This is a genomic window from Catenuloplanes indicus (assembly GCF_030813715.1).
In the GTDB taxonomy this organism is placed as follows: domain Bacteria; phylum Actinomycetota; class Actinomycetes; order Mycobacteriales; family Micromonosporaceae; genus Catenuloplanes; species Catenuloplanes indicus.
In genome coordinates this window covers 4,638,858-4,657,942 of record NZ_JAUSUZ010000001.1, presented here as the reverse complement: position 1 = coordinate 4,657,942, position 19,085 = coordinate 4,638,858, and the positions used below count along the sequence as shown (strand labels likewise).

19 protein-coding genes and 1 pseudogene are annotated in these 19,085 nt (G+C 64.6%); 5 read left to right on the top strand and 15 right to left on the bottom strand.

Features of this window, described 5'->3' with window-relative positions:
* Positions 1-38: 38 nt before the first annotated feature.
* A complete protein-coding gene (locus tag J2S42_RS20905; protein WP_307241622.1) occupies positions 39-1,112 on the top strand; it encodes a DNA cytosine methyltransferase in 1,074 nt (357 codons plus the stop codon).
* 70 nt (positions 1,113-1,182) lie between these two features.
* Here the strand turns inward: J2S42_RS20905 and J2S42_RS20900 are convergent, their stop codons facing one another.
* From J2S42_RS20900 to J2S42_RS20860, 9 genes and pseudogenes are all read right to left on the bottom strand, one after another.
* Positions 1,183-2,394, bottom strand: coding sequence for a tyrosine-type recombinase/integrase (locus J2S42_RS20900; RefSeq protein WP_307241620.1), 1,212 nt, complete (start codon positions 2,392-2,394; stop codon positions 1,183-1,185).
* 12 nt (positions 2,395-2,406) lie between these two features.
* Positions 2,407-2,616 carry a helix-turn-helix domain-containing protein gene (locus tag J2S42_RS20895; protein ID WP_307241617.1) on the bottom strand — a complete coding sequence of 70 codons (210 nt, stop codon included), beginning with the start codon at positions 2,614-2,616 and terminating at the stop codon, positions 2,407-2,409.
* Positions 2,617-2,847: 231 nt separating this feature from the next.
* Positions 2,848-4,670, bottom strand: a pseudogene (locus tag J2S42_RS20890) (YfjI family protein).
* A 29-nt stretch (positions 4,671-4,699) separates the two neighbouring features.
* The gene (locus J2S42_RS20885) at positions 4,700-4,981 is read right to left on the bottom strand and encodes a hypothetical protein (protein ID WP_307241616.1); all 282 of its coding nucleotides are present in this window, start codon (positions 4,979-4,981) and stop codon (positions 4,700-4,702) included.
* Positions 4,978-5,229 (bottom strand): hypothetical protein, encoded by a 252-nt coding sequence (locus tag J2S42_RS20880; RefSeq protein ID WP_307241614.1) that lies wholly within the window; start codon positions 5,227-5,229, stop codon positions 4,978-4,980. The genes J2S42_RS20885 and J2S42_RS20880 overlap by 4 nt, the downstream gene beginning before the upstream one ends.
* 142 nt (positions 5,230-5,371) lie before the next feature.
* On the bottom strand, positions 5,372-7,471 hold the full coding sequence (locus tag J2S42_RS20875) for a cell division protein FtsK (protein WP_307241612.1): 2,100 nt from the start codon (positions 7,469-7,471) through the stop codon (positions 5,372-5,374).
* A 99-nt stretch (positions 7,472-7,570) separates the two neighbouring features.
* Positions 7,571-8,344, bottom strand: coding sequence for an ABC transporter permease (locus J2S42_RS20870; protein WP_307241610.1), 774 nt, complete (start codon positions 8,342-8,344; stop codon positions 7,571-7,573).
* Positions 8,341-8,544 carry a hypothetical protein gene (locus tag J2S42_RS20865; RefSeq protein WP_307241608.1) on the bottom strand — a complete coding sequence of 68 codons (204 nt, stop codon included), beginning with the start codon at positions 8,542-8,544 and terminating at the stop codon, positions 8,341-8,343. The genes J2S42_RS20870 and J2S42_RS20865 overlap by 4 nt, the downstream gene beginning before the upstream one ends.
* On the bottom strand, positions 8,541-8,795 hold the full coding sequence (locus J2S42_RS20860) for a DUF6284 family protein (RefSeq protein ID WP_307241606.1): 255 nt from the start codon (positions 8,793-8,795) through the stop codon (positions 8,541-8,543). Before J2S42_RS20860 ends, J2S42_RS20865 begins: the two co-directional genes overlap by 4 nt.
* 221 nt (positions 8,796-9,016) lie before the next feature.
* Here J2S42_RS20860 and J2S42_RS20855 point away from each other — a divergent pair, with 221 nt between their 5' ends.
* Both J2S42_RS20855 and J2S42_RS20850 read left to right on the top strand, forming a co-directional pair.
* Positions 9,017-9,868, top strand: a complete 852-nt coding sequence (locus J2S42_RS20855; protein WP_307241604.1) for a GntR family transcriptional regulator — start codon at positions 9,017-9,019, stop codon at positions 9,866-9,868.
* Complete coding sequence (locus J2S42_RS20850; RefSeq protein ID WP_307241602.1) at positions 9,865-10,401, top strand: P-loop nucleotide/nucleoside kinase family protein; 537 nt, start codon at positions 9,865-9,867, stop codon at positions 10,399-10,401. Before J2S42_RS20855 ends, J2S42_RS20850 begins: the two co-directional genes overlap by 4 nt.
* Here the strand turns inward: J2S42_RS20850 and J2S42_RS20845 are convergent.
* The 3 genes from J2S42_RS20845 to J2S42_RS20835 form a co-directional block, all read right to left on the bottom strand.
* Positions 10,398-10,664 carry a hypothetical protein gene (locus tag J2S42_RS20845; protein WP_307241600.1) on the bottom strand — a complete coding sequence of 89 codons (267 nt, stop codon included), beginning with the start codon at positions 10,662-10,664 and terminating at the stop codon, positions 10,398-10,400. The two genes, J2S42_RS20850 and J2S42_RS20845, sit on opposite strands and share 4 nt — an antisense overlap.
* Before the next feature lie 3 nt (positions 10,665-10,667).
* Positions 10,668-10,871 carry a hypothetical protein gene (locus tag J2S42_RS20840; RefSeq protein ID WP_307241598.1) on the bottom strand — a complete coding sequence of 68 codons (204 nt, stop codon included), beginning with the start codon at positions 10,869-10,871 and terminating at the stop codon, positions 10,668-10,670.
* A gap of 286 nt (positions 10,872-11,157) precedes the next feature.
* The gene (locus tag J2S42_RS20835) at positions 11,158-11,616 is read right to left on the bottom strand and encodes a hypothetical protein (protein WP_307241596.1); all 459 of its coding nucleotides are present in this window, start codon (positions 11,614-11,616) and stop codon (positions 11,158-11,160) included.
* Positions 11,617-11,813: 197 nt separating this feature from the next.
* Between J2S42_RS20835 and J2S42_RS20830 the strand changes: the two genes are divergently transcribed.
* Complete coding sequence (locus J2S42_RS20830) at positions 11,814-12,653, top strand: helix-turn-helix domain-containing protein (protein WP_307241594.1); 840 nt, start codon at positions 11,814-11,816, stop codon at positions 12,651-12,653.
* Positions 12,641-12,817 carry a DUF397 domain-containing protein gene (locus J2S42_RS20825; RefSeq protein ID WP_307241592.1) on the top strand — a complete coding sequence of 59 codons (177 nt, stop codon included), beginning with the start codon at positions 12,641-12,643 and terminating at the stop codon, positions 12,815-12,817. Before J2S42_RS20830 ends, J2S42_RS20825 begins: the two co-directional genes overlap by 13 nt.
* Before the next feature lie 26 nt (positions 12,818-12,843).
* On the opposite strand, the gene J2S42_RS20820 is transcribed toward J2S42_RS20825, so the two are convergent.
* From J2S42_RS20820 to J2S42_RS20810, 3 genes are all read right to left on the bottom strand, one after another.
* The gene (locus J2S42_RS20820; RefSeq protein WP_307241590.1) at positions 12,844-16,368 is read right to left on the bottom strand and encodes an NACHT domain-containing protein; all 3,525 of its coding nucleotides are present in this window, start codon (positions 16,366-16,368) and stop codon (positions 12,844-12,846) included.
* Between the two features lie 479 nt (positions 16,369-16,847).
* The gene (locus J2S42_RS20815) at positions 16,848-17,255 is read right to left on the bottom strand and encodes a response regulator (protein ID WP_307241589.1); all 408 of its coding nucleotides are present in this window, start codon (positions 17,253-17,255) and stop codon (positions 16,848-16,850) included.
* Positions 17,252-18,904 (bottom strand): PP2C family protein-serine/threonine phosphatase, encoded by a 1,653-nt coding sequence (locus tag J2S42_RS20810; protein WP_307241587.1) that lies wholly within the window; start codon positions 18,902-18,904, stop codon positions 17,252-17,254. Before J2S42_RS20810 ends, J2S42_RS20815 begins: the two co-directional genes overlap by 4 nt.
* Positions 18,905-19,085: the final 181 nt, after the last annotated feature.

The window sequence follows — 19,085 nt, the reverse complement described above, 5'->3', positions numbered from 1 at the left end:
GTCTTACGGTATGGCGTCCGAGCTGGCAGACTCTTCGCATGAGTTCCAAGCGATCATCCACGGGTGCAGGTGTTGCGATCAGCTTGTTCTCAGGAGCTGGTGGCCTGGATCAGGGCATCGAAGATGCGGGTTATGACGTACGTGCCGCAGTTGAGCACAATGCTGATGCTGCTACTACGATGGAAAAGAACTTTCTGAGTCTGCCGGGCCCGGTCATTCGATCCGACATCTTGGACGTAGAGACGAGCGACATCCTGAAGGCGGCAGGCTTGCGGGGCCGCGCTCGTCCGGATCTCCTGGTAGGAGGGCCGCCCTGCACGCCCTTCAGTAAGAGCGGCTTCTGGCTGGAATGGAAGCGCAAGGGCCTCGATCCCACTGCAAGTCTTCTTCAGGCATACACAAGGGTTCTCCGCGAGGCGCAGCCGCGGAAGTTTATTCTCGAAAATGTGTATGCGTTAACTTATAATAATGTAGCCAGCCGAACGGCATATGAGCGCCTTCTTCGCGAAATCGACGAGGCTGGGTATGATTATACGGCGAAGGTCTTGCATGCGGCCGACTATGGGGTGCCTCAAGCGCGACCAAGGCTCTTCGTTATCGGAACTCAGAAGGGGAATTCTGTTCCGGTGCACCCCGAACCGAGCCACGGTGGCTCCTGGGAGAGGCGAAGTACCGGAAACGTTGAGCGGCCGCACGTGACCTCAGGTGAGGCGCTCGATGGGTTAGTCTGCGATCCCGAACCTGGCGAAGTGGTGAATGGTCAGTATGGCAAGCTGTTGCCTGACATTCCACCGGGTGACAACTACCTTTTCTATACGGCTGAGCGAAATCATCCAGACCCGCAATTCAAGTGGCGGTCTAGGTTTTGGTCGTTCTTGCTGAAGCTTGACCCGGCTAAGCCGTCTCCCACAATTCAGGCGCAACCGGGTCCAAATATCGGCCCATTTCACTGGGACAGTCGACGCCTTCGCGTGCCGGAGATGAAGAGGTTGTTCACTTTCCCTGATTCTTTCGAATTTGTGGGAAAGCGGGCTAGCGTTCAGGCGCAGCTTGGTAACAGTGTTCCGCCTCTACTTGCTCGTCGAGTAGCCGAAGCGGTCAGGGACGCTTGAGATGTGCGGTCGTCTGATTCTTGCAAGAGGTCCAGACGACCGCACGGACGAGCGTATGAACGAACTCCCGTTACTCGTCTGAGTTCCAGAGTAGGTTGTTGAGTCGGCTGGCGATGTCACGGCGGACCTGATCCGTGAGGTGCTGATAGCGGACCTGCATCGCGGCGTTGGACCAGCCCATGATGCCCATCACGGCACGGCCGGAGACGCCGAGAACCAGGAGCGCCGTTGCTGCTGTGTGGCGGGCGTCATGCAGCCGGGCATCGCGTACTCCGGCGTCTTTGAGAAGACGCTTCCACTCGTCGTAGTCGGTCGCTTGGTGGATGCGCTGGCCGGTCCGAGTCGAGAACACCCAATCCTCGTCTTGCCAGAGTTGTGCGGCTGTCTCCCGCTCCACCTTCTGGGTCTCCCGGTGCTCACGTAGGACCTTGATCAGTGCATCGGGGAGGCCGATCGTGCGGCGGCCGGCGCGCGACTTGGTGTCCGCGGACACCGGGCGGAGGTTCACCCGGTTGGGGCACAGCCCTGGAATCCGTGCGTCGCACTTTGGGTTGCATCCGTGACCCCATTTCGGCCGGAGCAGAGCGCGACGAACCGTGAGGGTGCCCGCCTTCAGATTCACGTCCGGCCACTTCAAGCCGAGCGCTTCACCCTGGCGGAGACCGAGAGCGAGAGCTACGGCCCACCGCGCGCTGTTCCGTCGCTCTGCCGCGACCTTGAGGATGGTCTGCACCTCCTCGATCGAGAACGGCTCGACCTCGGTATCGGGCAGACGCGGAGGTTTCGCCAGAGCGGCCGGATTCCGCCCAAGGTGACCTCGGCGCACCGCCTCGTTCAGTGCGGTCCGGATCGTGCGGTGCGACTGGTGAGCGGTAGCCGGCGCACTGCCGTTCGCCAGCATCCGTGCGTACAGCTTCTCCAGGTGCTCCGGCTGCAACTGATCGAGCCGGTGCGCGCCGAGCCCTGGAATTAGGTGCTTTCGCACGGCGACGCGGTAGCCGTCGATCGTGTTGACGCGGACCACCGGCGCGGCGATGTTGTCGAGCCAGTGCAAGAGCCACTTCTCCACTGTCCAGCGCTGCCCCGCCTTCCGGACGGTGCCGTTCTCCCTCTCCCGCTCCAGCTTCCGGACTTTCTTCGTGACCTCGGCCTCGGTCTTGCCCTGGACGTGTCGGCGGTCGGGTTGCCCGTTGTCCTTGACGCCCACCGTCACGCGGCCGTGCCAGTAGCCGTCCTTGCCCTCGTAGATGCTTGATGCGCCGTTCGGCTTACGTCGTCCCATGTGTCGCTCCCCTCAGGCGGCCGTGGCGGCGGTGTCGTCGGCGAGCAGGCTGTTCACGTACTCGGTGAGGCAGCGGACGGGAACGCGGCGGAGACGGCCGATTGTGACGGACCGGATCTCTCCGCTCATGACGAGCGCGTACATGGTGGTTCGGCCGATGCCGAGTCGCTGGGCGGCCTCTTCGATGGTCAGTACGACGCGGTCGTCTGCGATGCGCTGCACGCGGTTCTCCCCGTGGTCGATGCTGTGGCTCGTGGTGCTGGCGTCCGGGCTGGGATAGAGCGCCTTCGTTCGCACGGTCTTGCGGCCTTCCGTAGCTGAGGGGGTGGCTGACGGCGGAGGCGATCTACGTCGGTGGGGCTCGGCCCGGAACGGCAGTGACACAACTGCCAGAACTGACAGAACCTCTGCGGTACGGGGGTTGTGGCAGTTCTGTCAGTTCCGTCAGGCCCGTCATGCGGTCCGCCGGATCGGGTGGACAGTGGCGTTCGGCTGGTGCACGTCGGGGTTCACGAGGAACGTCGGCGATGGCGGCCGGCCACCTGTCCGAGGCCGCGCCGGAGCGTCGATCTGGCGGAGGTAGCCGTGGGCGTCCAGCACCGCGAGCGCGGGTTCCAGGTCGGCGCCCATGTCGTCGAACGCGGCCAGCGCGTGAGCGGCGTAGTAGTCGCCGAGCTGCGCCGCGCGGTCGATCGTGTCCGCGTCGACCGGCCTACTCCACCCGTCGCGCAGATGCTCGGCCAGATGAATCAGGCCGGCCATGCGGACCACGGCGCCGGTGTACTTGCTGCCCCAGTCCACGATGTGTCCCCACGCGCCGCCTGGTGCGAGCCTCGGCTCTACCGCGCGTTCGATGTCGAGCACCCGCCCGTTTGCCTCTTCGGTGAGCGGCACGACCGCCGGATCGGTCCACCCCGCCAGCGTGAGGACCAGGGCGCCCAGACTCTCCCGGTACGCGTCGGCGACCTCGGCCGGTACCGGGTCGGCGCCGATGCGGCGGAATCCGACCGTGTTCTCCGGCAGGGCGAAGAGGATGCGTGCGAGCAGGCCGAGCCCGCGGAATCCTGGCATCGACGCGATGTCCCGCAGCACGTCCGGTTGCACGGCCAGCCCGAGCGTGAGCGCGGGTTTGGCGACGTGCTGACTCTCGCGGGACAGCCGGCCGACGCGCATCATGTCCCCGGCGTGGCCCTTGAGGAACACCTCCAGATTCGGCGTGCCCGAGTAGCGGCCGGCGATCGTGGGCTGCCGCCTTCCGGCGACAGCACCGCCAACCGGCCGCCCTGGTCCGCGAGCAACTGTGCCGCTGCCTCGCTGGTCACGTCGTCGGCGACAAGCTGAGGCAGGCTCGGCACCGTGACCGCCTCGGCCTGCATCGCAGCAGCCGACGCCTCAGCCAACAGCGTGTCCCGCGCGGACGCGTCCGCATTCGCCGCAGCGTGCGCCGCCTTGTCAGCGGCCTTTCCAGCAACCCGCGCCGCCAACTCGGCCTCGATGATCGCGGGCTTGGTCCGCTCCACCAACGCGGACTCCGCCGCCAGCAACGGCCCGGTGATCGCCGCGAACACGGCCGACTTCCGCGATCCGGGCGGCAGCACGACGACCGTGAACAGGTTCGTCGGCTCACGCCACGATCCGCGCACCTCCACCTCAGCGCGGCCACCCGCGGCCGTCGACAGCGCCGCGAGCGCGATGCTGCTCGCCAGGTCGACCGGCGTCTGTGTGAACTCGGCGACCGCCGTCACCATGTCCGCCACCCACCCCGGCAGCACGTGCGCCGGGAAAGCGGGCAGATGCCGACCGGTGCCCAACGGGATCGGTGGCGCCCACTCCGCACCGGCGCCGGTGTCGTCGAGCAGCGCGCGGCTGGTCGCGAGCAGATCGGCTGTGTCGGTGCCGGAGTCCGCGAGCTGGGTGAGGCGCAACCCCAGCTCGGAGACCTCCCGGCGCCGCGCGTGTTCGGCCACGATGTCCGCGTAGTAGCCGGCACTGGCGACGCTTGGCACCTCGGAGATCAGCGTGTGCAGGTACGGCGCTCCGCCCACCCGCGCCAGGTCCCCGGCCTCGGCCAGGTGCGCCGCGAGCGTGATCGGGTCGGCCGGTGTGCCGGCCGCGTCGAGTCGGCAGATCGCGTCCCACAGCGCGCCGTGTTTCGGGTGGTAGAAGTCGCCGGGGTTGAGCTTGGCCGCAAGCTCGGTGACCAGCGTCGGCCCGAGCAGTGCGGCGCCGATGACGGCGCGTTCCGCGTTCTCGTCGTGTGCGGGTCGGTTCATGATGCGGCCTCCTTTCCGGGTTGAGCGGCGGATCAGCGGTGGGGCGTCGGCCGGGCAGCGACCGCGACGCGGCCGAGCAGGACGCGTAGGCCGGAGAGCATGGCGAGCAGCTGCCGCCGCGCCGGTACCTCGCGGGGAGCGAGCGCCACCCACAGTCGGACCTCGGCGAACTCCCGCCCGTTCTCCGTCCGCGTCCGCGTGACGACCGCGCGGCCGTGCCGCGCCAGGTCGATCACGATCTCCGCGCTGCGGTGCTCGTTGAGCCCGCAGCGATGGTCAGCGGCGCACCAGTCCGGGTGCGGGGTGCGGTTCATCGGTTGCCGTCCCGGTGCACGCGCCGGTACTCGTTCCACACGTGTCGGCCGATCCGGATGCGCCGTCCGGTGCCGTCGCAGCGCCGGCACAGCCGGAACACGCGCCCGAACGGGCTCTTGATCCGCCCGGTGCCGTGGCACGTCGAGCAGGCTTTCCAGGGCCAGATCGCGCAGCTAGCGGCGTAGCAGAGCGTGACGGGTGGCAGGACGAAGCAGAGGAAGCTAGCGATCAGGGAAGGGGTGTCCACGAACGCCTCCAGGGCCGGTTTTCGGGCGTGAGGGACCAGGGCCGCTAGCGTGCTAGCGTCCTGGCAGGGGTTCGTTTCGTGTGCTAGCGGAGGTGCTAGCGCTAGCAGGCTCGGGTGCTAGCGCCAGCACCCTCCGGCGGTTCTAGGCCGCGGCCTTCGTGCGGTTACGCTCGGCAACCTTCGCGGCGATGTCCGCGCGGGTGATGCCGCGCCGGTTGACGGTCTTCCCGCCCACGCGCCGGCCGATCTGGTCGACCTCGATCCCGTACGGCTTGAGCGCTGCCGTCAGTTGCTCCGGCGCCCACCCGTCGTAGGCATCCGGCCGCAGTTCCGCCAGCCTCGCCACCACGGTCTCGTTCCACACCCGCAGCTCCGCGACCGGGACCACGGACAGGATGTCGTCGAGCAGGTGCCAGCCGGCCGTCCGCGCGACCTCCGGCGTCTCCCCGAGCGCGTGCCCGGTCAGCCGCCCCGCGCGCTCCCGCAGCGCCCGTGCCTTCTCGGCAAGGACGTTCGCGGCCGGCCCGTCGATGAACACGGTCGACACGATCCGCGCGTCCGCGCCCTCACCGGCGAAGTAGCCGATCCCCTTGTCCTCCCACGCAAACATGGTCGCCCGGACGCCGTTGCGGTACTTGCTGGTCCCGAGGACCATGTCGTTCTCCATCTGCCCCATGACCTTCAGGCAGAACCGCGTCGACGCGTTCGCGGAGATCGGGGTCGGCAGGCTCTTCGCGTCCGGCCGCTGCGTCGCCAGGATCAGCACGATCCCGGTAGCTGGTCCGCGCTTTACCAGATCCGTGCAGATCTCCTCCAGCTCGGCCCCGTACTCCGGGTGCTCGAACCAGACCTGACACTCATCGACCCCGACCACGATCGGATGCAGGCCGAGTGACCGCCGCGTGGCCAGCTCCGGCGTGACGTTGTTCTCCGGGCACAGATCCGGCGGCAGATCCCGGATCACCCGCGCCCTCCGGCGTAGCTCCGCCCGCAGCTCACGCATCGCGGCCACCGCGTAGAGGATGTCCTCGTCGTCCTCCCCGGCTCGGTACCGGTGCGCGATCTTGCCGAGCGCGGACAGGTCTCCGGTGCCCTTCAGGTCGTACGCGTGGATCTCCGCCCGCGGATCAAGACCCGCGATGAGCAGCGCCTCCCGCAGGGCGAACGTCTTGCCCATGCGCGGGATCGACCCGATGACCATTGCGATGAACATCAGCGTCAGGTTCACCCAGCGTCCGCGCTGATCCGTCCCGTACGGCTGAGGCTTGAAAAGGTCTATCGGCCCGCCCTTGAGCAGTGGCCACGCGGGCTTGCGCGCCTTCGACATGTCCTGGTCCCCGACCCAGAGGACCAGCCGGCCGGGGTGCACCTCGGCGTTGCCCTCCGGCCAGACACAGCCCAGCGGCCGAGTGAGCGCGCCGGCCAGCTTCTCCCGCCGCTCGATCACCTCGGTCGCCGTGACGCCGGGCGGCAGATCGACATCGGCGCGCCATCCCGGTCCGTCACGGGTGATCGGCGCCGGGAACCCGATCGCCTTGTCGCCCAGCTTCGACACCGCCTGGTTGATCCCGGCCAGACCGAGCACGGACAGCGCGAGCGTGACCTGATTCGAGGTCAGCTGTTGCACATGCGTCGGAACGACCGCGCGGGACACCAACGGCCGATCCGGTCGCGCCCCGCCGAGCCCGAACGCGGCCACCAGCCCCGCGAGCGTCGCCCAGTGCGCCCAGCTCGGCGCCAGCACCGCGAGCACGAACGTGCCTGTCACGCCGAGCACCGCCACCGAGGCCGCGATCAGCGTCCGCAGACGCACGCGGCCGTCACGCTGCCGGGACAGCCGGAGGTACTGCTCCGCGTCCTCCCGCCGGACCGCCGCGAGCCGAACGGGCAGGCCCTCCAGATCGAGCACCCAGCGCGTACCCCCGGCAATGAATCTTCCGAGACCGCGCGGTGAGCGGAACGCGAGTTTCGTGCCGTAGACCGGCATGCGGACCGCGTGATAGGCGGAGACGTGCAGGTAGTGGGCCGCGATCCAGCGGCACGTGTGCCGGAAGTCCGAGCCCGACAGCATCCACGCGGGCAGGATCGGCTTGCGCTGCGCGGCCTGCCGCGCCAGTTCCTTCAACCACTCATCATCGGTACGGGCATGCGGCTGGTCGACCATGACCACCTCACCGACCAGCACCTCAGGGGTGAGCGTGGCCGTGTGGCCAGTGTGTTCCGGGTCGGTCTCTGCGAGCATGAGGGTTCTTCCTCCTGAAGCCTCACCAGGCGAATGGGGGCGAGAGACCGGCGGCGCGGCACAGGTTTCCAGGCCGAGAGGCCGCGCCGCCGGGCAGAGCTAAGAACGTCCGTCGTGATTCAGGTGCGCCAGCGCCGCGCCCATCCCGAGCACCGCCACGGGCAGACAGGCGACCACGGTCGTGATCTGCCACGGTGCGTGCGTGACGCCTGCGGCTTCCATGTGGTGGTAGGCGACCTGGCCGAGCGCCCCGAGGATCAGCGAGCCGATCGCGGACCACTTCGCGAACCGTCGCGCCACGGCGTTGCCGTGCCCGGAGAGCCAGACCCGCAGCGCGTACGCCGCGTAGGTCTCGACGCCGATCGGGAGCGTGATCGCGGTGTTCAGGCTGAACCCGTCCGCGATCCCCGGAAGCGGGTGCACCACCCCGAACCCGGTCATCTCCCCGAGCCCGACCCATCCCGACCAGACAGCCGCGAACGCGGGCAGCGCGAGGATCAGCACCGGCCAGGACGGCACCGCCCGACGCCGCACGGTCTCAGCGGCCGGAACCGGGTCTGCGACCGCCGCACGCTGCTCGATCGTCTCCACCGTCACCGGCGCCGCCTCACGGACCGGAGTTGGTACGGTCTCCGGCTCGTCCACCGCCGGAACCGGGTCCGGCGCCGCATCCTCCGGCGTCTGCTCCGGCTCGGGCTCGGCCGGCGTGGTCTCCTGCTCCAGCGCCGCGCGGATCGCCTTTGCCTTCGGCCGGCCCACCTTCAGCTCGTTCTTGATCCGGTTCTCGGACGGCAGGACACCCAGCGACGCGACCAGTTCCTGAGCGCGGGGAAGCAGGTCTGCCACCTGAGGCGGGTACGCGGAAACGGTCATCGCTGGACTCCTTCAGCGTCGGTGCTCTCGGGCTTGGTGTAGAGGAAGTTGAAGAGGCTCTCCTGAAGCCGGACCAGATCCGCACCCGCCACGACCGGCGGGTAGCCGTGCTGCTCCAGCACCCGCGTCAGATCGAGCAGCAGCCCGAACGTGAAGCGCGAGTCCGCAACCGTCACGATCGGGAAGGCGGGAGTCGTCACGCCGCCCACCTCAACTCCGCGCTGTCCGGGTACCGCCGGTGCAGCGCCAGCGCCTCCCGAGCGACCCGCTTCTCCGCGACCCTCAGCCGGTGCCAGTCCAGCTCGGTCGGACCGCCGTCCGCGCAGAACACGCGGATCTGCGCGTCCAGCAACGCGACCTCCGCGCTGATCAGCGGCTCTTCCGCCCCGATGGCCGCGAGTTCGGCCGGTGTCGGCCCATCGATGTCGTTGAGCCATTCGTTCGGTGCCAAGACGCAGTCCTCTTGTGGCTTCGTGACCCCCGTCGTTGTGACGGTGATCTCCGCGCCATGAAGCTAACAGTTGATATGCAAGCAGGTCAACTGTTAGATTGGGAGTTGTTCCAAGAGGCGTACTGAGCTGCGGAAACGTCGGCTAACAGCGTGGATGGATCTCCAAACACCTGATATTTTGGGATACCAGTTGGGTCGACACCACGCGATGAGGAGACACCATGGCCACACCCCGCCCGCCACTGTCACGGGGTGAGTCACTGCATCAGCAGGTCGCCCGCAACATCCGCAACGACATCGAGGCCGGCGTACTCCGCGACGGAGACGTCCTCCCGTCCACCCGCGAACTCGCCGAACGCTGGGACGTCAGCGTCTTCACCATCTCCGAGGCCATGCGCCTGCTGGCCGAGGAAGGCTTGGTGATCAGCAAGTCCCGCTCCAAGCGCTACGTCCACGCCCCCGGTCAGGACCGCAAGGCCGACATCCGCCCGCGCCAGCCCAAGGTCGTGATCGTCGGTGGCTACGCCGGAAGCGGCAAAACCGAGCTGGGCCGCATCCTCGCCCGCGAGACCGGCTGGTCAATGCTCGACAAGGACACCCTCACGCGCCCAGTCGTCGAGGCCGCGTTGGAGACGATCGGCCACTCACCCCACGACCGCGAGTCGCCGGAGTACTTCAACCTGATCCGCCCGCGCGAATACGAGGCCCTGATCGCGGCCGCAACGGAGAACGTCGCGTGCGGCAACAGCGTCATCCTGACCGCGCCGTTCATCCGCGAACTCAACGACCCCGCGTGGATCGAACGCACCCAGGCCACCTTCACCGAACTCAACGCCGTCACCCTCTACGTCTGGGTCTACTGCGACGAAGCCACTATGCACACCTACGTCCGCCACCGCGGCGCCGCACGCGACGCCGCGAAACTCGCGGACTGGGCCGGCTACCTCTCCAAGGTCGAAACCAGCTTCCGCCCACCGGTCCCACACAAGGTCATCGACAACTCGGCATCCAGCCGCCCACTCCAGGCCCAAGCAAAAGACCTGATCAAAACCATCACCGGCGGTACGCCATGAGCAGCGGCCTCATCCTCTACGGCCCACCCGCCAGCGGCAAAGACACCGTGACCCACGCCCTGGCCGACCTGGACCCCACCATCTCGTTGTTCCGCCGCCTGAAGGCCGGCCCCGGCCGCACCGGCACCTACCGCATGACCACCGAACCGGAGATCGCCAGTCTCCGCGCCGCTGGTGACGTCATCTGGGAAAACAGCCGCTATGAGGCTGTCTACGTCATCGACCGCCCCGGCCTGACCGATGCGCTCGGCACCGGCACGCCCGTGGTGCACCTCGGCCAGGTCCCCGCGATCGACGCGCTCACCAAGGCCACCCCAGACACCCGCTGGACCGTGGTCTACCTGTGGTGTCCCCGCGACGTTGCCGAGGCCCGGATCGTCGCCCGCGCCACCGGCGACACCTCGGCGCGTCTTCGTGCGTGGGAAGAGACCGAGCCCGTTGCCGAGCCCGATCTCTTCCTCAACACCGCCGAGACTCCGCCGGCCGACGCGGCCCGCTTGATCCTCGACGCGATACCGCGCAGCCCCGACTAGACATTCGCCTTGTCGCGCACCAGGGCACGCCTGTGCACGACGAAGAGGCTCATCGGTCCCCGCTCCGCGTCACCGTCCATCTCGACGCCGATCACTCGGACCCATTGCACATCCGGCTCAGTCCACAGCACATCCGGAACATGCAAAATCCGAACGCTGACGTCTCTCTCCCCGTCGGCCAGATCGAACTTGTCGAGGAGAACCGTGTCGCCAACGGTGTGGAAATCGCCGGAACCAGCAGGCCTTTCGCGCTCGTCCGCCATGGTCTATGCCGCTTTCTCGGTCACGGTGTACTCCATCGGCTGTGCCTCCGCGGCCAGCGCATCCGCTACGGCGCCGAGGCAGAACCTTGACGTCCCGAGAAGATCGCTGAGGGACAGCCCCACCTCGTGGTGCGGCTCGTCCGAGTCGTCCGTGAACACGTCCAACTCCAGAAACAGCTTCTGCGGCTCGACCACGAACTCCGACACCCGCGCCACTAGTCGGGTGTTGAATACGTCCTCCTGGAGACGAAACTCAACCGGTGTCGATCGGTGCCGCCGTGGCGCGTCCACCGAGTCCGCCAGGCATTCTTTCGGCGTACAAAACCCCGGATCCGCCAGAACGGCCGCTTCATTATCACCGGGCTGCGTTGTCATAGATACCACCCTCTCAATCTCCGATGCGGAATCGCGTGGCTTACTACCACCTAGAGGCGCGCGCCGCCCCGCCTGGAAATAGGCATTACCTACGAACATCGACGCCTTGCGCGCCAACTTATGAACCGAATGGTGAGGTGAACGATGTCCCCAACGATGTGGAAAACATCGAGTTCACATCGACGTCCGCCCGCCCTGGATCAGGCAGGCGCGCGCCCGTTGCTCCAGAGCCGGACTCCAACCGCGCGTACACGATGTGCTCGATGATGATAAAGAAGAATCTGGTCATCGAGAAAACGTCCGTCTTCGGAAAGTGCACCGTATCGGTTGCCCGATCCGACTCGTCGATGAAGATTTCGACCTCCACCATCCACTCGTCCGGCGTGAAGACAGGCTCCACCACTCGCACGACCAACCGATCAATGAGCGGGTCACCCGCGCGTTGCAGCTTCCACGATTTCGACCGGTGCATCAGCGGGAACTTTTTCGGATCGGCGTCGGCCAAACACTCCTCCGGATTACAGAAATCCGGGTGGTCATCATTCGCCACCGTGCTCGCAGCGGTTGCGGTAGGCACAGAAGCCTCCTCCTTGTTCCTCGATAGAAAAGCGGACGCTCCAGAGCGACTAGGGGGCGCGCCGCCATCGACTACAAGGACTATTTCCGAGAAAGAGGTAAAACTGAACCTGTCTGCGGTCCCGACAAGCCGATGCAAGAAGAACCCGTCTGATACGGGAATCCACGTGGCAGGATGCGGAATGTACGGGAATCGCCATGGCTGATCACCAAACAATCAGCACGCACCCCGTCCTCGTCGCGCTCGGCAGGGAGCTGAAGATCGCGCGCGAACGCAGAGGAATCACACAGCAGGATCTCGCCAAAGAGATCCACTTCTCAGACAGCCACATCTCCGCCGTCGAGACCGGCCAACGTCCCGCGAGCAACGCGTTCATGCAACGCGCCGATGACGTCCTTAACGCGGGCGGCATCCTGGTCCGCCTCCTGGAGACCGCACAGGCGACCGCCAGTCACGAGGTCATGCCTGAGTGGTTCCGCCCATGGGCGGAGGTAGAGGCGACCGCCACCGCCCTCCGCTCCTACCAACCTCTCGTCCTAGACGGACTGCTCCAGACCCCCGCCTACGCCCGCGCCCTACTCCAGGCCGGCGACCCAACAGCGAGCGAGGAAACCCTCCAGCGCGCCGTAGAGACCAGACTCCGCCGCCAACAGGTCCTCAGCCGCCCTAACCCGCCTCACCTGATCACAGTCCTCGAAGAGTCGATCCTCCACCGCCCGATCAGCGACTCACCCACCCCCATGCGCGAGCAACTCGACCACCTAATCACCCTCGCCAGCACCGGCACCGCCGACATCCACATCCTCCGCACCGAGGTAGGCGTCCACCGAGGCCTAGCCGGCGCCTTCGTCCTGGCAACCCTCCCCAACCACCCCGACGTCGCCTACATCGACACCCAACTCCGCGGCCTCACCATCGAAACCACCACAGACGTTGATGCCGCCCGCCGCATCTGGGAGGGTCTCCTAGGAGAAGCCCTCCCCAAACGCCAGTCCCTCAGACTCATCCAGGAGGCCGCCCAGTCATGGAAGACCTGATCTGGCGCAAGTCCACTCGCTCCAGCCCCAACGGCGGCCAATGCGTCGAAGTGGCTGTCGCTAACCACGTTATTTATGTTCGCGATAGTAAAGGATCCGCTATCGTGCGGTTGGAGTTCTCGGAGGGTGCTTGGAGCGAATTTATCAAAAAACTCCCGGTATAAAATCCGGGACGGGATGGCAGCCTAGGTCAAATTTGTTCCACATTCGACGGATTTCGTAGTGTGGAACGGTTTTGCGCTCTCATAATACTTCCGCCAGCTTTCTTGAAAGATTCGATACCGATTAGTTCCGTATTTCTGTCGACTAGAACACGCAGTTTGCGATCCTCGCTTTGAGTAAGCTGCGATAGATCAACTTTTGGAATTCCTCGAAGAGTAAGTGTGCGCAAATTTGGCAGTTCGGCTAGTGGTTCTAGGCTCGCTAGATTCGCCAGGCCCGACAATGACAGGCTTGACAGCATGCGTGCGCCCGCTAGGGGTGAGATGTCTCGCACGGAAGTGTCTTGCAAGGTCACGTGGTGCAAATATTCCTTACCTTTCAGAAACTCGATATCCATCAGCTTGGTGCATCCTGCTGCTTGGAATCGAGTCAGGAACTTGGAGGAGGCTAGCACGTCAAATCCTGTCAGCTGGCTGTTTCCCGTTACGCTGATATCGGTAAGATTGGGAGCACTGCCGATCGGAGCAAGGGTCGAAACAGACCTTACGTTACTTAGAATTAGGGCGCTAAGTCCACTTAAGCTCCCAATAGCAGCAATGTCGACAAGGTTATCGCACCTGCCTGCGGTTAATTGATGCAAGCTTTCGATACCTGCGATCGCATCCAAGGAGCGCACAGAGGTGCGGTCGCACCGCAGCACAGCAAGTTTTGTCCAATGTCGAGCAAAGTCTAGAGTAGTGATGTTCGTGTTGAATCGGACGTCGACATAGTTGAGATTGGTCAGGCCTTCCAATGCTGACCAGTCGTCAATGTCAAGTTGGCGTCCCGAGAACCAGTCCAATTTAAGAGAGTTGCCTACAGGCGATAGGTCTCTAACGGCAGTGCCGGAAATGTCTAGAAGAGACAGATTCTTCATTGCCTTTACAACTCTGATGTCATTGACGTGTTCGCAATCCTCAAGGTCGAGGAAGGTGAGTTCGGTATTGTTTTCAAGGAAGTCAATGGTCGAGATGTGGCCATTGAGCCGTGCGTCAAAACTCGTGAGCTGTGGGAGGTTGCGGAAGTACTCGGTATTGAATGGTTTGTTGCGCATGATGAAGGATAGGCGTTTTAGATTTTTGAGATATTTTACGTGAGGCAGTAGCGAGGCATCTGATAGCGTGACATCTCCTCGAACTAGATGCGCGTCGGCTAATACGGTCTCTGCATACTGCTCGGGCATGTCATGCAACTGCCAGGCTCGAAGGAGTGCCCTTTGGACGGTGATTCGGTTGTCGTTTGAATAGTTGGAAAGTAAATGAAGGGAGGCTTCGCCGCCTACAAGTGTGGCTGTTCGGATGCACGCTGCGACCTCAGTTGCTCGAGCGCTCTTGAATTTTTCCAGAGCATCGAGCGCGAGTTCGCCAGCGGACGATAGCGCTTTTGCTTCACTCATATTCTGAGGCGGTAACAATTCACCGAGGCAGTCGAAAATTTCGCGGCGGATCGCAGGGGAGACCTCGCGGGCGGTTTCTACGCAGGCGACAGCAACCAACCAAAGTGTGTGCCGATTTGTAACGTCTTTATGACCTCGGTCGATTAAGCCTCTGAAAAGGACCTCCCTTTGACTCCGGTGGCATGCCCCGGCTGCCAATACGACCACTTCCCGCCAGTTGTCCTCTGCTGCTCGTGATACAAGCATAGGAATATTTCCGAGTTCGACCACCTCAACTGCAGCCAGATACTCCTGAAAAGTTCGATGGATGAAATCGATGCGCCCTGGAATGGGCTCCCGGAGCAGGCCGCTACGCACCAGCATGAAGCGGACGACCTCTTCTGCTGACAATTTGACGTCCGGCATAAACTGGAGTCGGTGAGCGAACCGATCAAGCGCTATTTGATAGGTGGCGTCGGATTGCTCATTGAGGACGAGCCAATACGCGAACTCTTGTAGAAGAATAAGCTTCTCGGGTAGTGATAGGCGCTGTTCCGATCCAATTTCTCGTTCGAGGTCTCGCCTTTCGAGGAGCATCTCGAGCGCAATTCGGTAGAGTTCTACCCGGTCTCGTGGGAGCTTCGTTCTGCGTTCCCTATTGAGAGCGCAGAGCATGGCGCATAGGAGTGGGCTGGTTGCCAGGTTTCGGAGTTGGTGGCTCGTGGAGATTGCGTCGATCAGTTTAGAGTGAAATCTCGACAGGGAGGCTAGTTCTTCATTTTCCGTGATAGATGAAGACGCGGCCTCGTGCCAGTGAGAAATGAAAGACTTTATGTCGGAAAGGGTCATCGGCTGAAGTTCGACCGAGGAGAAGCCCTCCGTTTGGAGCCAACCTTCTGACACTGCAGAAGGGCGACTCGTGACTACATATCTGCTATCCGGATAGGCGGCTGTGAGATCGTCCAGCCAATGCTTTACTTTGGGACGATCGCCGTCGGCAACCTCGTCTACGCCGTCGATCAGAATGATCGCTCGTCCATTCGTCATCTGTTCCGCAACCCATCCATTGGGTGCGCGTTCGGCGATCGTTGATCCCGCAAATTTCAAAAACTCATTAGGCGACGGAAGTGCTCCATCAGAGAAGCGTCTCAGTTGGATGAAGAATGGAATTCTGTCGTTCCACTCCTGAAGGTCGCCGTGAAACTCGTTCCGGGCACTACGAACTGCAATCCATTGAAGGAGGGTGGTCTTGCCGGAGCCGGCGGCACCTCGCACAAACGTCCTAAGGCTGGCTTGAATCGCTTCGTCAATTCGTAGGCTATCAACGTCCTTGCCGATTCCAATCTTACCGTCAATCTCTAATTCCTCGGCTTCCAAGTTATCTGAAGCCCTTGCTTTGATCTTCCCCTTAGCGCTCAGAGTGATATACGCTACGCTGAGCGCGTATCGGCTGCTCATTTCGGAAACCGATAGTCCAAAGAGCTCAAGTCGATCGTATCGGCGTGCGATGTAGCGTCTGTAGTTCGTCTCGAACTCTCTAAGTGACGCTTCTAGATTATTGGCGATCACCTGAGGGTCTGGAAGTCTTTGCAGTACTGTGTTCACAAGGTCAATTACGGCCGTTTCGCGGCGGAGTAGCTCGGTTGCTGCAATGCTGGAGAATTGAGGCAGTGTGGTGATCACCTCCACGATGTGATTAGATGCCTCTGACAGAAGCAGCATGTAAAGATGTGTAGCACTCTCGGAGAGCCCGGCGTGTTCCGGGCGTCTCGGATCTGTGGAGGTGATCGCGTCTTTCAGCCTCACGGCGTCCAGGTCTAGCGCAATCAGGTTGATTGACTGTAGCGCGGCATTAAGTGAATCCTGAACCGCGGCCGCAGCAGACTCTTGCTCGTTGGGCGGAAGCTGCCCGTACTCGACTGCGATAACGCGGCTCAGCTTGGCAGCCGATGTTTCTGCAATTAGAGCTGCCTGTCGGTCCAGGCGACGTCGTTGCAAGAAGTCAGGAACCCTGGCTGTAATGAGGTCGGTAGTGCTCCCCGCAAGTTCCTTCCCGAGTCCTTCGCCCAACCACGCACTGAAGATCCATTTAGCGACGGCGTTACCGACAGTGACAGTCATGATCTCGAGAAGCGCCATGTCACATTTATACCGCCTTGATGCCCCCTCGCTCTAGCTCTGGTCTTGGTGTGCGTGTGGATCTTTTGGGCGATTTCGTTTGTCATGCGGCGGCCGAGGCGCGTGGCATGTCAGGGTTCGTACCTTAATCTTCGCACTCAGCAGCTCACAGGATGAGGCCAGGCGTGGTTCGGGATGGCCGCCTGCCGTATCGGAACACTTGCCAAGCGGTAGGACCGCAAGGGCGTCCTTAGTCTCAAACCTCGTCTCATTTGTCGTGATGCGGGAACATTCATCGGCGGTCTGGACACTGCTGCGGTACTGGATACAGACGCCTTTGCATCCGTCGGAACGTCGGAGAGCAGACTTGGAAAGCGTGTTGGGTTAACACCCTCACGAGTTCGAATCTCGTATCCTCCGCTTGAGCAGCGGAAACGGACCGGTCCGACAGGGCCGGTCCGTTTTTGTCCATGCGGCGAAGCCGCGGGCCGACCACCCACTCAGTCCCTTGGTTTTGATCTCCAGTAGTCCAGCGTCTGGCGCAGGACGGTCTGGAACAGCGCAAAGTTGATCGGCTTGTAGATGTAGCTGTCCGCGCCCGCCGCATAGCAGGCGCCCGCTTCCGCCGGGTCCTCGGAGGACGTGAAGACGACCACGGTGAGCGAGGCCAGCTCCGGGTGGGCGCGGAGGCGACGGAGGACGTCGAGGCCGCTTTCGCCGGGCATGTTGAGGTCGAGAAGGATCATGTCGGGGCGCCGGGCGCCGTCGGCGGTGAGGCGGGGGAGGACGTCGGTGCCGGCGCGGACGAACTCGAGTCGGATGTCGGGGTGGGAGCGGCCGATGGCGCGGCCGATCGCCTCGACGTCCTCGTCGGAGTCCTCCACCACCATGATCAGCTTTTCGTTCACCGTTGCTCCGCTCTGATCGCCAGGACGGCGATGTCGTCGGCCCCCGTCGTGCCGAAATCCTTGGCGGCCTGGCTCAGCTCGCGCACCAGGTCGTCCACCGGCCGGTCGCGGAGGCGGCGCGCGGTGTCGTGCAGCGCCACGTCCTCGAACAGCCGGCCGTCCCGATCGCGGCTCTCGGTCAGGCCGTCGGTGAACATCAGGAGCGTGTCGCCGGGCGCGAGCATCAGCCGGGACCGGCCGATCCGGGCCTCGTCGGCGATGCCGAGCGCCAGCCCGCCACCGCGGCCCGGCGTCACCCGGCCGTCCCGGTGCAGCACCAGCGGTGCCGGATGCCCGGCCGACATCCACTGCACGCTCAGGCCCGCGCGGGTCTCGCGCAGCAGCGCCACGCCCGCGGTGACGAACCGCCAGGAGCCGTCGCGGCGCAGGCCCGAGTTGAGCCGGCTCAGCGCGCGGGCCGGAGACACGCGCTCCTGCAGCAGCGTGCCGAGCGTGTGCCGCGACATTCCGGTCAGTGCGGCCGCGGCCGCACCGCGCCCGCAGACGTCGCCGATCAGCGCGGCCACCACGCCGTTCGAGCGGACCACCAGGTCGTAGAAGTCACCGCCGACGTCCAGCGCCCGGTCGCCGACCGCGTACGCCGCCGCCACCCGCATGCCGGGAATCTCCGGCAGGCGGCCCGGCAGCAGGTGTTCCTGCAGCGTGACCACCTCGCGCCGGCGCGACTCGTAGAGTTCGCTGTTGTCCATCGCGAGCGCGGCCCGCTGCGCCAGATCACGCAGGAACGACGCCTGCGGCACCCGAACCTGGTCCCGGTCGAAGAAGAACAACAGGACGCCCAGCACGCGGTCGCGCGCCCGCATCACCTGCGCGTGCAGCAGCCGGGCGCCGACCTTCTCCGCGTCGGCCGGTTCGGTGCGTTCCGCCTGACCGGACACCGCCCGCTCGGCCAGCGCGCGCAGACCGTCCGCCGTGGCGCGGTCCGCCAGCAGGTCGGTGATCCGCCGCACGTCCACGTGCACCGCACTGCGCAGCACCAGATCGCGGTTCTCGCACGCGTAGACCAGGCAGCCCTCGGCGATCGCCGGCACGGTCATCCGGGCCACCCGGTGCATCGTCTGGCCCGGTTCGAGCACCGCGTCCATCTGCAGTGACGCCTCGGCCAGCAGCGCGTCCCGGATCTGCTGCTCGTCGTCGAACCGGCGGCGCCGCAGCCGCGAGATCGCCTCCCGGGTGACGTCGATCACCTGCCACAGGCAGGTGGTCAGTCGTTCCTCGTCCGCCGTGCCGTCGACCAGCAGCTCGAACGTGCCCGCGGCCTCACCCGCCACCTCGAAGCCGGCCACGATCACCAGCTTCGCGCCGTGCACCGCCTCCCGGACCAGCACGGCGTCGCCGTCCCGCCACCGCGCCATCCGCCGCGCCAGCGCACGATCGTCGTCGCTCTCCAGCGGCACGCCGGTCCACCGGTACTCGGCGACCGCGCCGTCGCTCACCCGGTGCCGCAACCCCCACACCGCGACCACGCCCGGTAACGCCTGCAACGGCGGAAGCACCAGATCAGCGAGCTCCTCGCGATCGGTGATGGCCCCGGCGGCCCGCCACAACCGGTGCAGCGCACCAGCCCAGGCCCGGTCCCCATCACCCACGCTCATCACCTCCGCCCAGCACGGTCAGTAATGTACTGGCCGGAAGACCGACGCAGTATCCCGTCGATCGTTGTCCGCCACCAAGTAACGATGTGACCGCTCACCGACGTGTCGAAACACCGCGCCGACCGAGGGGTTCCGCTCATGGCGATATGGTTTAGGCGCGGTCCGGGTGTCGCAG

Bases quoted from the DNA above. Each gene is read 5' to 3' on its own strand.
- J2S42_RS20900 (WP_307241620.1), bottom strand. From the start codon at position 2,394: ATGGGACGACGTAAGCCGAACGGCGCATCAAGCATCTACGAGGGCAAG.
- J2S42_RS20825 (WP_307241592.1), top strand. From the start codon at position 12,641: ATGGAAGACCTGATCTGGCGCAAGTCCACTCGCTCCAGCCCCAACGGC.
- J2S42_RS20830 (WP_307241594.1), top strand. From the start codon at position 11,814: ATGGCTGATCACCAAACAATCAGCACGCACCCCGTCCTCGTCGCGCTC.
- J2S42_RS20870 (WP_307241610.1), bottom strand. From the start codon at position 8,344: ATGACCGTTTCCGCGTACCCGCCTCAGGTGGCAGACCTGCTTCCCCGC.
- J2S42_RS20885 (WP_307241616.1), bottom strand. From the start codon at position 4,981: ATGAACCGCACCCCGCACCCGGACTGGTGCGCCGCTGACCATCGCTGC.
- J2S42_RS20845 (WP_307241600.1), bottom strand. From the start codon at position 10,664: ATGGCGGACGAGCGCGAAAGGCCTGCTGGTTCCGGCGATTTCCACACC.
- J2S42_RS20855 (WP_307241604.1), top strand. From the start codon at position 9,017: ATGGCCACACCCCGCCCGCCACTGTCACGGGGTGAGTCACTGCATCAG.
- J2S42_RS20820 (WP_307241590.1), bottom strand. From the start codon at position 16,368: ATGGCGCTTCTCGAGATCATGACTGTCACTGTCGGTAACGCCGTCGCT.
- J2S42_RS20905 (WP_307241622.1), top strand. From the start codon at position 39: ATGAGTTCCAAGCGATCATCCACGGGTGCAGGTGTTGCGATCAGCTTG.
- J2S42_RS20875 (WP_307241612.1), bottom strand. From the start codon at position 7,471: ATGCTCGCAGAGACCGACCCGGAACACACTGGCCACACGGCCACGCTC.
- J2S42_RS20850 (WP_307241602.1), top strand. From the start codon at position 9,865: ATGAGCAGCGGCCTCATCCTCTACGGCCCACCCGCCAGCGGCAAAGAC.